Below are 14,818 nucleotides of genomic sequence, written 5' to 3' on the forward strand. Positions count from 1 at the left end.
AACAATATTTTATTCAGTTGCTTATATTGAAAAATTATAGTTCCCTTAACCGAGTAGAATGAGGAAATTTTACCTGACAACAATTCTTTTAATCATTTTTCTGGCGAAAAGTACTTTCTCTTTTGCTCAGCTTTCTACTGTGGGAAAAGAATTCTGGGTGGGATTCATGGATAATAACCGAGTACCACCTTCAGGAAATTCAAATGGAGCACCTGATTTTGCAGTTTTGATTTTAACAGCCAGCGAAAATTCAACAGGAACTATTGAGTACTTGGGACAATCGGTAAGTTTTTCCATGACAGCTGGACAACAATACACCCTCAGAGTACCTTCTGAAGATTTAGATTTATTGCATAGGAACTCAGCAACCACAGAAAATAAGGGAATCTATATTTCAAGTACTGGAAAAATTGCTGTTCACGCATATAATGAACGCTTTAGAAGTGCCGATGGAACTGTGGTTTTGCCGGTTGGAGCATTGGGAACGGACTATTACATTACTTCTCACTATGAGACTTTGACCGCAGATGTGAATTTCAATGGGAATATCAACGATGAGAGTACCATGTTGGTCATCGCAACCGAAGACAATACTCAGATTGAAATCACTACTTCTGTCAATACCTTAGGAGGAGGAAACCCGGGAGTGCCCTTTTCAATCAACTTGAATAGGGGGCAGAGTTATCAGCTGAAAGCCAAAGAAGATATGACTGGAACCCGGGTTAGGGTGATAGGAGAAAATGCCAATGAGTGTAAAAAGATTGCAGTTTTTGGAGGAAATAAATGGACCTCAGTAGGGAATTGTGGTGCGGCAAATGATCACTTGTTTCAGCAAGCTTATCCAGTGAATACTTGGGGGACTTCATTTGTTCATGTGGCACTATCAGGTAGAACTTCTGGGGAATTAGTCAAAATTTTAGGCTCTGAGGACAATACAGATGTGCGTGTCAATGGAGTTTCAGTTGGCACAGTAAATAGAGGAACTTGGATCCCCATCGAATTTGGCATTAACGAGTCTGGAAAAATTGAAACTTCTAAGCCTTCTTCGGTGACAGTGTTTTCGAAAAGCCAAGCCTGTAATCAGCCAAATTCTCCAAATTCGAATACTGGAGATCCTTTCATGATTACCTATAGCCCATCAGAGCAATTTTTAAAGGACTTAACCTTTCAGTCCCTTGCCTTGCCATCCATAGTTAATCATTATGTAAATATCGTAGTCAAGACAGGAAGCCAAAATTCAACTATTCTGGATGGTCAAAATATAGGGGCATTATTTTCAACTCTTCCCGGGGATTCAGATTTTCAATATGCCCGTGTCAATATTTCGCAAGGAGTGCATAGACTTTCTAATCCCGAAGGTTTTGCAGCCTACGCCTACGGTTTTGGGGATTTAGAATCTTACGGATATGCAGCCGGTGCCGCTTTGGATAATTTGAATTTCAAAACAGAATCCGAATATGAATTTGATGTCCAGGGTGAAAATATTGCCTGTTTAAATCAGGTAGGTGATTGGATCATCAATTCTGAAAACCCAGATTTCACCTATTTTGTCTGGGATTTTGGAGATGGTAGTGATATCCAAGAAGGTGCTCAGGTGACTCACACCTTTACTGAGCCAGGAGAATATGAGGTAAGTGTTTTGGCAGCTATCAGCCCTAATTCATGTGATCAACGCGAGGAGGTTACCTTCAGCGTCACTGTTTTGGAAACAGAAGGAGAGCTGTTGGGAGCAGAGTCTGTCTGCCCTGATGTCGAGGAATTACTATATTCATTCAAAGCTATTGAAAATGTTAGTAGGGTTGAATTTGAGGTAGAGGGTGGAGAAATTATCGAAACCACTGATAATTCAGTTCTAATTAATTGGGGGCCGGCCAATGATGCAGCCTTTGTTAAAGCAATTCCTTATTCCTTAAACGGTTGTCCTGGAGAACCAATCATCAAATCAGTAGTAATTAATCAGCGAATTGAAGCAGAAGACCCCGAGGGAGTAATGCAGGTTTGTTTTGATCCTATTGTTTTCCACACTTATTCAGCTCCAAGTGCTTCTTCAGGAAGAGGATATACTTGGACTGTGACGGGGGGAGAGATTGTTTCAGGTCAAGGGAGTTCTGAGATTGAGGTTTCCTGGAATCAGCCCGGCGTTTTAGGGGCTGTTTCTTACAAGGTTTTTAGTTTGGTTGATGAACTTTGTGAGGGAGAATCTTCCGAAATAGAAGTGAAAGTAGAAGATGAGTTTGTAGTCAATGTAGCTCGACTGCTTCCAATTTCCTGTGCGGGATTGAATTCAGGAGAGATTGGATTGGAAGTAATTGGCGGAGTTGCTCCATACACCTTTGAATGGTCTCATGATTCAGGATTAGCTTCTGCTGATGCTTTGCAGTTAATAGCAGGTCTATACTCTGTAAAAGTCACAGATCAGTTAGGTTGTGAAAGACTTTTAGAAAACTTGGAAATAGTTCAGCCTGAACCTTTAGCTATCCAATCTATAAGTCCGGTTGGGACTTCCTGTTTTGGTAAACCTGATGGAAAAGTAAGTTTTACAATAACTGGAGGTGTAGCTCCTTATACAATTGATTATCAAGGTTTAAATACCTTCACTGGAAGTATAACTTTATCAGATATGCCTCAAGGTGAATATTCTTGGGAGTTGTTGGATGCCAATGGATGTAGCATTCCGCTAGATTTCGAAATAACATCACCTATTGCCCTTGAGGTAGATGTAAGAATGGAGAAGCCTGCCTGCCCAGGCGGAAGTAATGGAGAATTATTTGCCTTTCCTGCTGGTGGAGTCGGACCTTATGTGTATACTTGGGACTTCCAATCCACCCTTGGTAATCAATTACTTGCTGTTCCGAAAGGAAATTATGCTGTTTCTGTCACAGATGGTTCAGGATGTGTAAGCTTAGGCGAAGGTATAGTTGAAGAAGCCGAACCTGAAGTTAGACTTCCAACAGGATATTTTCCACAAAGAGATAAGGATCTCTTCGAAGGTATTTCCAATTGTGAGTTGCAATTCCAACTTTGGATATACGATAGATGGGGTCAACTTATCTATACAGGTACTGAGGGATGGGATGGCACGGTTTCTGGAGTGAATGCGCCATCAGGAACTTATTCCTATGTCTTCCAATATTCATTTTTATTGGAAGATGAATTAAAAGTAGAAAACAAATCCGGAGCTTTTGCTCTTATTAGATAGCTAGATCACCCTAATCTGCTTATGCCTTATATATAAATGAAACACGCAAAAAGATTCTTTTTGATCTTTTTGGTGTTGAGTTCATTTTTCCTGAGCGAAGGTAGTTTCGCCCAGTTGAGCACCGTCGGTTCGGAGTTTTATTTCGGGTTTATGGAAAATAACCTGAAGGAAAACAATGAGGATAAAGCCCTAATATCCATTACGGCTACTGAAGACGCTATTGGCTATATTCAATACTTGGGGAAGACCATAAACTTTTCAATAGCCAAGGGGAAAATTTTCACTCATGAAATTCCCACCACAGCGACTGAAGACATCATTCATCGTTCTTCAGGTATAATCAGCAATAAAGGGGTATACATTTCTTCCTCTGGCAAAATAGCTGTCCATGCTTTCAATCTCAGGTCTACCAGTTCAGACGGAAGTGTTATTCTGCCATTTACAGCTATAGGCAAGGATTATATTGTCACTGCTCATTATAATGACATCAGTCTTTCTCCCAATAATTTTGAAAGCACCGTGCTGATTGTTTCGGCAGAGGATAATACAGAAGTTGAAATTAATCCTACCGTACCTACTGTCAATGGATTTGCAGCCGGTTCACCGGTGAAAATCACAATAAATAAAGGTCAGAGTTATCAGTTAAAAGGACAAGGCGATTTAACAGGAACACGAGTAAAGGTGGTCAATTCTGGCTCTGATGATTGTAAAAGAGTTGCCGTTTTCGGAGGGAATAAAATGACTCAGGGGGGAACTTGCGGTTCTACATCAGATCACTTATTTCAACAGACCTATCCACTTTTTACCTGGGGAAATGAATTCATTCACATTCCTCTTTTGGAAAGGACAGCCGGAGAATTAGTCAAAGTGGTGGCTTCTCAAAATAATACCACCATCGAAGTCAGTGGCTTAGCACCTGTGACTCTGAATGAAGGTGAATTTTATATCTATGATTTTAAGTCTACTGATATTGCCACTATCAAATCTGATAAACCCATAGCAGCTACGGCAATTGCGAAAAGTCAGGACTGTGATACTCCAGGCCCCCTTAAATTTGGTGACCCTTTGATGATCACCTACAATCCAAATAATGAGAGGATATCTTCCATCGTTTTTAACTCCCTGCAGTCATATGGATTCCTTAGGCATTTTGTCAATGTAATTGTTCCAGCTGAATCAGTGAATGAAACGATTTTGAATGGAAAAAATATCGGAGATCAATTCAAAGCCGTTCCAGGAAATCCAAATTTTCACTATGCTCAGATCAAATTAAGTGGAGGTACAAATTCACTTTCTAATCCTAAAGGATTGATTGCCTATGCCTATGGAACCGGTAATTTGAATTCCTACGGCTTTTCTGCAGGAGCAAATTTTGAAAGTTCTGAATACGAGGCAGACAGTAAATATGAGTTTGAGGTAGTGGGTGAAAGAGTGGCTTGTTTTGGTCAAGAGGCAACCTGGATGATTCAACCTGAAAGTAAGATTTACACTCAGTTTAAATGGGATTTTGGTGATGGTTCTGACCCTGTTTTTGGACAAGAAGCCAAGCATACATTTATAAAAGAAGGGAAATTCACTGTTTCTGTCTTAGCTTCTAACGGAGCAGCCAGCTGTGCCTTAGAAAGAACCTATTCTTTTGATGTGGAAGTCCTAAAGGTACTAGCAGAGATCAAAGGGGAAACCAATGTTTGTCCCGGAAGTACTCAAGTTTACGAATTAGGAGAGACTGCCAATTTCGAAAAGCTGGAATGGCTTGAGGTAATCGGTGGAGAAATAGTGAGCCAATCAGCTAATTCTTTGACGGTGAAATGGAGTGAAACTTCCGATGCCGGTCAAATTAAAGCGGTGGCTTTTGCACCAAATGGATGTAGAGGAGAAGAAATAATTCTGGATATAGAACTTGGAAGTACAGGGCTTGATGTAATTCCACTCGGCCCTGAAAGTATTTGTGGAATACAAGAGCAGTCTCTGGTTTATGAAATTCCCGCAGATTTTGAATTCACTGGGTCAATCTTGTGGGAAGTGATAGGGGGAAAGATTACTGGTGAGGCAGATAAAAAACAAGTTGCAATTTTATGGGATGATGATGCAGAGGAGCGCAAGGTGTTTTTTACGATTACCAATACAGAGGATGCATGTGGAGGTATTTCTAAGAAATTGATTGTTGAAAAACTGGATAAAATACTTTTTGAGAATGCCCAAATAAACGGAAATCAAGAAGTTTGTCTGGGTTCAGAAATTACCTACACTTTTTCATCAACAACCCCATTTGGAAATTTGGATTGGGTAGATGTAAGAGGAGGTTCAATCTTAGAAACAGGTGATGATTTTGTGAAAATTCGATGGATTGAGGAAACTGAAAATATGGGGCTTTCACTGATACCATACAATGAATCTGATTGCCCTGGTGAGTTGATATCTCTGGAAATCCGAATAAAGGAATCAGAAGTTTTACCGAAGCCGAAAGGAATTGAAACCCTTTGTGGACCCGATTTTCCTGATCAAGTCTATGAAGTTCCAAATCCTCAGACAGGAGTTCAATATTCTTGGGCTATTCAAGGAGGAGAAATCATCGGTGAAAATTCCGGTAAATCAGTTACTGTAAAATGGAAGAATTCCAGCGAGGGGAAAGTCATTTCTTATTCTGAGCAAATTCAGGATCAAAGCGTTTGTCCTAGAAGCTCAGAGGTTTTAAAAATTAAGACTGGAGAACCAATTCTGCTTCAAGAGCAGATAGAGACATTGGCTTCTTGTCCAGGTGAAACCAATGGTGCTTTGGAGATCAAAGTGAAAGGGGGGACACGTAATTATGAATTTGAATGGGAAGGATATCCTACTGTAAAAGTAAATAAGCTTGAAAATATTGCTGCGGGTGAATACCAAGTAACTGTTAAAGATGTATCAGGTTGTGGGATAGCCAAATTTAGCTTGACCTTATCAGAGCCAAAAGGATTGGAGTTAATCCGAGAATTGGAATACATGAGAACCACTTGCTCAGATTCGGGTGATGGTGGTTTTATCGCTTATTTGACAGGAGGCAAGGCACCTTATAAGGTGGAAGGATTTGATTCTACTTGGGATGGTGAAAAACTTACCGTGAAAGGATTGTCAAAAGGTCCATTTACCCTTTTCGTCTTAGATGCTACCAATTGTAGCTTAGCAGTAGATGGGATAATTGGAGGTACTGAGGAGTTAAAGGTCAGCTTCGTAGAAGAAAGTGAAAGTTGTCCCGGAGGAAGTTTTGGAAGGTTGGCTGTAAAAGTTGAAGGTGGTGTAGGACCTTATCAATATGCTTGGGACTTGGGCTCTGGAATCGCAGAGGTCCGCTCTACTTCTAGTACCTCAAATTTTGGATCTAACTTTATCAGTGATATGCCTTCCGGAGAGTATGCTGTTACGGTGACGGATAGTAATGGCTGTCAGGTAATGGCCTATGGAAGGATTTCAGAAACTAGTCCGCAGGTTCGAATGCCTACAGGATACCTGCCTTCTGATGGATTGTATTATCCTGTTTCTAATTGCTCTCTGAACTATACCCTCAAAGTTTTTGATAGATGGGGAGGGATGGTCTACGTCGGAACTGAAGGTTGGGATGGTATGATTAAAGGAAATGAAGCTCCAGTTGGAACATATACTTTTGTCTTGAGTTACACATTCAGCAAAGAAGGTGAAATAGAGACAGAAGAAAAGTCTGGAATTTTCACCTTAATCAGGTAAATTTCTGATTCAGGAGATTTTAGCAGATGAATTCAGTGTGGAAAAGGACGATTTGGACATTCTTGCCAATTTTTTTGGTATGCTTTTCCGCTTTTTCCCAAAATAGTACCCTAGGTAGAGATTTTTATATTGGTTTCATGGATAATAACCGCAGGAACTCTCAGCCTGATAAAGTCGTGGTTATCATAACAGCCAATGAAAAAGCCTCAGGAATCATTCAAACCCCCAAACAGGCAATTTCATTTTCTCTAGAAGCCGGTCAGCAACTGATCCGAGAATTTGATGGAGAAGATGAAGGAGTTATTCATAGGGAGAGTGGACAGGTAGAGTATAGACCCTTTAGAATCACCTCTTCGGGCGATTTGGCTGTCCATGCGATCAATGGAAGACAATACAGCACAGATGGAACTGTGGTGCTTCCTTACAGCTCATTAAGCACCGAATACCTGGTCATGGCTCATTATGATGTTTTCGGACCAGGTCAAAATCCAGGAAGTAATCAAAATTTTGAAAGTACTTTACTGGTTGTTGCCACAGAAAATGATACAGAAATTGAGATCATTCCTGCTGCAAGAACAGTCAATACAATTCCTGCTGGAGCACCAATTCGGATTGTGTTGAATGAGGGAGAAAGTTATCAAGTCAAGGCAGAAGGAGATTTGACAGGTTCCAGAATAAAGGTTTTAAATGCCAATCAAAATAATTGCAAACTCATAGCAGTTTTTGGAGGTAATAAGACCAGCTCTGCAGGAGATTGCGGAACCAGTGGAGACCACATTTTCCAGCAGGCATATCCTATTCAAACCTGGGGTAAAGAATATATTCATATTCCTTTAGCAGGAAGAACATCCGGTGAAATAGTAAAGGTATTAGCCTCACAGGATGGAACTGTCGTACGAATAAACGGAGAGGTAAAGGCAACTTTAAATGCCAGACAAAGCGCCAAATTTGAGTTTGGTAAGAATGACATCGCCAGAATAGATGCAAATAAGCCCATCTCTGCAGCTGTGATTGCAAAAAGTGCGGCTTGCAATGAATTTGGCGTTGCACCTTTAGGAGATCCTTCTTTATTTGTTTTGAGTCCAAACTCACAAATGCTCAAGAATATTATTTTTTCTACCGGCAAGCTCATCGGTGGGTTTAATCAAAATATCGAGCATTATTTAACGCTATTAGTAAATTCAGGGACAGAGGGTCAAACTATCCTGAATGGCCAAAACGTTGGCGGTAATTTTTTACAAGTTTCCGGCACGAACTTGAGCTATACGAGAATCAAAGTTCCATTTGGAGTTAATTCTGTTTCAAACCCAGAAGGTTTGATAGGATATGTGTATGGGTCTGGCTCTATTGAGTCCTATGGATTTGCTATTGGTGCAAGTTTGGAGAATGTCCAGTTTGAAACTGAATCGAGCTATGAATTTGAAGTTGAAGGAGAGAAGGTAGCCTGTCTCAATCAAGAAGGACTTTGGAAGATTATTCCCGATGATCCCAAATTCATTAATTTCTCTTGGGATTTTGGTGATGGGAGTACAAGTAAAAGCGGTCAGGAAGTCTCTCATATTTTCACGAAAAAAGGGACTTATGAGGTAGTTATAACTGCTTCTACAGGAACAGGAGCTTGTGATAGCGAAACAGAATTCAAATTTGAAATAGAAGTTACATTCGTTGAAACAGAATTGAAAGGGCCTGCCTCTCTTTGTCCCGGTGCTGAAGGAATTCGATATTATCTTGAAAATTCTCTCAATACAGATCAAGTGATTTGGGAAATAGAAGGAGGGGAGATCACTCAAAGTAATGAGGAATTTGCCTTAGTGAATTGGGATGTAGTTGAAGGTACAGGACTTATTCGCATTACACCTATTGCTGAAAATGGTTGTTTAGGAGAGGTTTTGGAGATCGAGGTAGAAATCCAGAATAATATTGAGCCTGAAATACCTTCCGGACAGGCAGGACTATGCGGAAGTACCATCGAGCCACTTACCTACACTGTACCCTATCCAGTGGATGGAAAAGATTATTTCTGGCAGGTTAGCGGAGGTCAAATTCTATCCGGTCAATCGACTGAAGAGATCGTAGTTTTGTGGGATGAAAATGCCTCTGAAAGAAGTGTTTTTTATGAAGAAAGCTTGTCTTCTGATCCCTCTTGCTTCGGCGTCTCCAAAATTTTAAACATTGGATCTTTTGATGCACTTACTGTAACTGAAGGAAATAAAATTTCTCCTTCATGTCCTGGAGAAAGTGATGGGGAAATTTTCCTATTCATAGAAGGAGGTTCTGGAGATTTTATATTTGAATGGGAGGGATTTCCGGAAAATCAGGGGGATTTTTTAAAGAACATACCTGCTGGTAACTATCAGGTAAAAGTGATCGATCAAGCCGGCTGTGGGGAAATTCAGTTGAATATATCCCTAGAGGATCCTAAACCTATTTTGATTAATAGAATAGCAGTGACAGATGTAAGTTGTGCTGCTGAGTCCAGTGGAGGAGCTGTCTTGGAAATTTCTGGTGGAGAACCGCCTTATCAAGTAATTGGATTTGAATCTGAATGGGATGGTAGCCGTCTTTCATTTACAGGATTGAGCAAAGGAACTTTCGAGCTTTTACTAGAGGACTCCAAATCATGTACTATGCCATTTGAATTGGTAATTACCGGTCCTGATCCCCTCAAGTTGGAATTTGAGGAGCTGACACCAGGTTGTCCTGGAGGACTGGATGGGGCATTGGAAGTTAAAGTTTCTGGAGGAACTCCACCTTATACTTATCAGTGGGAAAATGGCGAAGCATTGGCGCTTTTGGAAAATCTTCCTTCAGGTGAATTTTCGGTGACAGTCACAGATTCCCAAGGCTGCCAAATTTCAGGTTTGGGTAAGGTGTCGGAATCGAGGCCTCAGGTTCGAATGCCTACCGGATTTTCGCCCAAAGATGGCCCTTATCAACCTATATCCAATTGTAGCATCAGTTATAAATTAATGATTTTCAACCGATGGGGACAATTGATTTTTTCTGGGACAGAAGGATGGGATGGGAATCACAATGCCAATCCTATGCCACCGGGAGCCTATTCCTACTATATATCCTATCAGTATAGCTTGGAAAATGGTTTGAATACTGATGAGAAACGAGGAACATTTACCTTAATCAATTAAAGATTTGATCAAAAATTCGGGAGATCTTATCCTTTGGATTAGATTTGTTCTTTAGGAATTTTTAATCAAGAATGAAAAAAATATTAATTACCGGTGGGGCAGGATATATTGGCTCACACACTGCCGTAGTTATGGCAGAAGCGGGTCTCACCCCAATTATTTTAGATGACTTATCAAATTCCAGTGAGTCAGTTATCGATAGACTGGAAGAAATCATGGGTTACAAACCAATTTTTTACAAAGGAGATTGTAATGACTCATCAATTTTAAATCAAATAGGAAAAGAACATCAACTTGCCGGAGTAATTCATTTTGCGGCTTTTAAGGCGGTGGGAGAGAGTACTCAAGAGCCATTGAAGTATTATCAGAACAACTTAGGCTCTTTGATGGTCTTGTTGGATTTTATGAAAAAAGAGGGAATTCAGGATTTGGTTTTCTCTTCATCCTGCACAGTATATGGGCAACCGGATGTTTTGCCTGTTACAGAAACCACACCTCGAAAAGATGCTGAAAGTCCCTATGGGAACACCAAGAAAGTATGTGAGGATATTTTGGTTGACTATGTGAAAAGTAAAGCTGGAGTTAGAGTGATTTCACTCCGCTATTTCAATCCGGTTGGTGCGCATCCTAGTGCTAAAATCGGAGAGTTACCCAATGGAATTCCAAATAACTTGGTGCCCTTTGTTACCCAAACAGCCGCTGGATTAAGAAATAAACTGACTGTCTTTGGAAATGATTACGATACTTCAGATGGTTCTTGTGTAAGGGATTTTATTCATGTGATGGATTTAGCAGATGCACATGTAAAAGCGCTTAACTATTTGGGCGGTCAGAGTGCTAATTTTTACGATGTATTCAATGTCGGAACTGGCCATGGGAATACGGTATTAGAAGTAGTTGAGACTTTTGAAAAAGTCAATCAAATAACACTCAATTATGAAATCGGACCTAAGCGTCCTGGTGATGTAGTTAAAATCTGGGCAGATACGAAAAAAATCAATCAGATATTGGGCTGGTTTCCGAAATACTCCTTAGAAGATTCCCTTCGGGATAGTTGGAATTGGCAGAAAACTTTGAATTAAAAATAAAATCAGCTCTCTGAAGCTGATTTTTTTTTTGATTATACATACCTGTTAATTTTCATTTGATATAAGGATTCAATCTTCCTGTATCAATTACTGCATTTTACACTCATAAAATTGCAACTTTTTGAAAACCAGGTCAATCCAATTCCTGTTGACCCTACGTAATTCTTTTATTCGATTTTAACATTCAAACCCAAAAAATCATGAAAAATTTATTTCAAAGTGTGTACTTCAGCATTTTTGTAATGCTGTTTTTTGTTGCCTGCCAAGGCATGGAGGATGCTCAAATTCCTATGGCAGATGATTCAAATGTAGAGTTTACTGGTGACGAAAATGCCAGAAAAGGCCAAATGATGGAATTTGGTTCCTTTTTGATTGGAACTGAAGAAGTTCCTGCTGTCAATTCTTCCGGTGCGGGCGCTGCTTTTTTCTCTTTAAGCCCTGATGGTAAAAGCCTGAATTTCGAAGTGAGAGTTGCAAACACCACAGGAATTATTTTTGCTCACTTGCATAATGCAGCAGAGGGAGTAAATGGTCCTGTAGTAGTAACCTTGATTCCCGCTCAAGATCCATCTGGACTGGAAAACGGAGTGGTTGCAGAAGGAATGATCAAAATGGAAGACCTTTCAGGACCTTTAGACGGAAAAATGATTTCTGACTTAGTCCGGGAAATCAACATGGGTAGAATTTATGTGAACATACATACCTCTTCTTTTCCTTCAGGGGAGCTACGAGGACAAGTTAGCATGGTTCAACCAAACAATAATGATAATTTCACTATCAAGCTATCTGGTCTGAATGAAGTTCCAGCTGTAGAAACTGATGCGACTGGAGTAGCTATTTTCAGATTCAATAAAAAGAATTCCTCTGTAGACTTCCAGGTGAATGTTGACAATATTTCAGACATTCGATTCTCGCATATACATCTTGCTGAACCAGGAGCTAATGGCCCGGTGGTAGTAACTTTAGATGGTGAAAGAAGAGATGGACCTGTAGAGGGAGTATATGTTAAAGGAACCTTAACCAGCGAAAGTCTAGGAGGTAAGTTAATGGGCGGAGACCTGATGATCTTGAGGGAAGCAATGAGAACAAGCTATGCTTATGTTAATGTGCATTCAGATCTAGTTCCAAGCGGAGAGTTGAGAGGTAACTTCTAAGGATTCATTCTTTAAATTACATGTAAAAGCCCTTCAGAGAATTTCTTTGAAGGGCTTTTTTTTAGAGGTTGAGGTAAGAAAATACCTCAATTTTTTTTAGTATCCAGCAGCTTGACCGTCTTTTCTGGATTCGGATGCACCAAAATAAACTTTTTGAATAGGGTCATATCGAATTGCTTGATAGCCTCCATAAGGCCCCACACTAAACTCCACCCTATGTCCCATTTCCTCCAAGGTTCTGATCACTTCGTAAGAAAATCCGCTTTCTAGGTTGAGCGAACCTCCGGAAGTCATATGGGAACCAGTAGGCTGGGAGGAGCCGACATGACGCATTCTTGGAGCATCTCCCGCCTCTTGGATATTCATTCCAAAATCGATGATATTGACTACAATTTGGGCATGTCCTTGCGGCTGGACCGCTCCTCCCATTAAGCCAAAACTCATAAATGGCTTTCCGTCTTTGGTGATAAATGCAGGTATAATAGTGTGAAATGGTCTTTTACCTCTAGCTAAGGAGTTCCAGTGGTTTGGGTCCTGAACGTTAAACATTTGCCCCCTGTTTTGTAAGACAAATCCCAGGCCGTCAGGTACCATGCCAGATCCAAATTCATCATAAATGCTTTGGATAAAGGAGACCATATTTCCTTCCGAATCAGCTACAGTTAGATAGGTGGTATTCCCTTTTTCAATATCTCCAGCAGGATATTCATCTGCAGCTTGGTGGAAATCTATTAATTTTCTTCTCTCAGCAGCGTATTCCTTTGAAATCAGGTAATCTACGGGAATTTGATTGAAAGCAGGGTCCGCATAATATTTTGCCCGGTCTTCGTATGCTAGCTTCTTTGCCTCAGTCAATACATGTAAATATTCAGCACTTCCAAAGCCCATAGATTTGATGTCAAATCCTTCCAGAATATTTAGCATTTGTAATGCGGCGATTCCTTGCCCATTTGGAGGAAGCTCCCATACATCATAACCTCTATAATTGGTGCTTACAGGGTCTACCCACTCGGAAGTATGATTTTTTAGGTCCTCGTAGCTTAAGTAGCCTCCATGCTCTTTCATAAAACGATCTATGGTCCTCGCTATTTCACCTTCATAAAAGGCCTTTTTTCCTCCTTTGGCAATTAGATCATAAGTTCTTGCGAGATCAGGGTTTTTGAAAACATCTCCCTTTTTAGGAGTTGATATTCCATTTGGCATATAAGTCTTCCTGAAACCCGGAAGGTCTTGCATTCGAGGCCAGTTATTATTCATCTGCCAGGCAATAACCTCTGATATAGGGAAACCCTTGTTTCCGTAATCAATGGCAGGTTGGAGGATATCTTGCATGGATAGCTTTCCAAAGCGCTTGTGCATTTCAAACCAACCGTCCACTGTACCGGGAACAGAAATAGGAAGAGGTCCTAAGAAAGGGACATAGTTTAGCCCTTTTTCTTTAAATACTTCCATGGTCAAACTAGCTGGAGCTCTTCCACTTCCATTGAAGCCATAAAGTTTTTGAGTTTTGGCATCCCAGATGATGGCAAAAACATCTCCACCAATTCCACAGGCATGAGGTTCTACCAAACCCAACATGGCATTGGCTGCAATAGCTGCGTCCATGGCAGTTCCTCCTTTTTTCAAAATATCCAAAGCAGCTTGTGTCGCCAAAGGCTGGCTGGTGGCAGCCATTCCATTTTGAGCGACGATTTCAGATCGAGTAGCAAAGTTCTTTCCTGTAACCCGATCTTGTCCTTTGGTTCCCAAACTGATCAGCAAGAAGCTAATCATCAAAGCAATATATTTCATATGATTTGTCGAATTTGATTCGATATTAAGTTGGAAGCTTAATTTGGGCAAGTCAAACTTGGTTGAATGGTGAATTTCTCAGATTTGGGCTTTATATATTTTGCAGAAATACAGTAGAAATATATTGAAATACTCCTTCGGCGAAATAATAGAAAAGATACTTTTTAAGATAGATTAAGATATGCCTGCGGCACGATAAGGGTCAATTCCCCCTTTGAAAATGTAAATAAGGTTTAGGACGAAAGCTTTATAAAAGGGGGCAAGGGGGATTTTAGTTGAAATACAGTAGAAATATATTGAAATACGCCTTCGGCGAAATAATAGAGAAGATACTTTTCAAGATAAATTAAGATATGCCTTCGGTAAGATATACCTTGAGACCATCCCGCATCAAAAGCTCCTTAGGAGCGAAAAATAAAATAGCCAGGGGTTTTAACCCCTGGATCCTTGTACCTAACCTCAACCCAGCGCTGGCCCGAGAACTCCTTTTGAAAAAGAGGCATTATGCCAGCAAGACAGGACAAAGCTCTGTTTAAATCGGATTGAAAATCCTACGATAGGGCCTCGGAATTGCAAATTCCGAGGAACTAATGGGTACAAAAACAAAAAAGTCCCGAATCTCTTCGGGACTTTAAGCGGAATGGACGGGACTCGCTCCGATAACTATCGAGAGCCGCGACCTTCCCGAGAATCGGGACAGGCATTCTAACCAGTTCGTTTATT

The 14,818-nt window shown here is 40.4% G+C and carries 6 protein-coding genes; 5 read left to right on the forward strand and 1 reads right to left on the reverse strand.

Translation table 11 applies throughout. The annotated features are described in order from the left end of the window. Positions 1-58 precede the first annotated feature (58 nt). The 5 genes from BM073_RS15535 to BM073_RS15555 all read left to right on the forward strand — a co-directional run bounded on the left by BM073_RS15535 (position 59) and on the right by BM073_RS15555 (position 12,304). Positions 59-3,199 carry a PKD-like domain-containing protein gene (locus BM073_RS15535; RefSeq protein ID WP_091655249.1) on the forward strand — a complete coding sequence of 1,047 codons (3,141 nt, stop codon included), beginning with the start codon at positions 59-61 and terminating at the stop codon, positions 3,197-3,199. 36 nt (positions 3,200-3,235) lie between these two features. Next, positions 3,236-6,916 (forward strand): PKD-like domain-containing protein, encoded by a 3,681-nt coding sequence (locus BM073_RS15540; protein WP_091655250.1) that lies wholly within the window; start codon positions 3,236-3,238, stop codon positions 6,914-6,916. A 137-nt stretch (positions 6,917-7,053) separates the two neighbouring features. Next, positions 7,054-10,062 (forward strand): PKD-like domain-containing protein, encoded by a 3,009-nt coding sequence (locus BM073_RS15545; RefSeq protein ID WP_175557932.1) that lies wholly within the window; start codon positions 7,054-7,056, stop codon positions 10,060-10,062. Between the two features lie 71 nt (positions 10,063-10,133). Further along, positions 10,134-11,144: a UDP-glucose 4-epimerase GalE gene (gene galE / locus BM073_RS15550; protein WP_091655252.1), complete on the forward strand. Its 1,011-nt coding sequence runs from the start codon at positions 10,134-10,136 to the stop codon at positions 11,142-11,144. Between the two features lie 206 nt (positions 11,145-11,350). Continuing rightward, positions 11,351-12,304, forward strand: a complete 954-nt coding sequence (locus BM073_RS15555) for a CHRD domain-containing protein (RefSeq protein ID WP_091655253.1) — start codon at positions 11,351-11,353, stop codon at positions 12,302-12,304. Positions 12,305-12,400: 96 nt separating this feature from the next. Here the strand turns inward: BM073_RS15555 and ggt are convergent, their stop codons facing one another. Continuing rightward, positions 12,401-14,095 (reverse strand): gamma-glutamyltransferase, encoded by a 1,695-nt coding sequence (ggt, locus tag BM073_RS15560; RefSeq protein ID WP_091655254.1) that lies wholly within the window; start codon positions 14,093-14,095, stop codon positions 12,401-12,403. Between the last annotated feature and the right edge of the window lie 723 nt (positions 14,096-14,818).

The organism is Algoriphagus ornithinivorans (assembly GCF_900115305.1).
Taxonomy (GTDB): domain Bacteria; phylum Bacteroidota; class Bacteroidia; order Cytophagales; family Cyclobacteriaceae; genus Algoriphagus; species Algoriphagus ornithinivorans.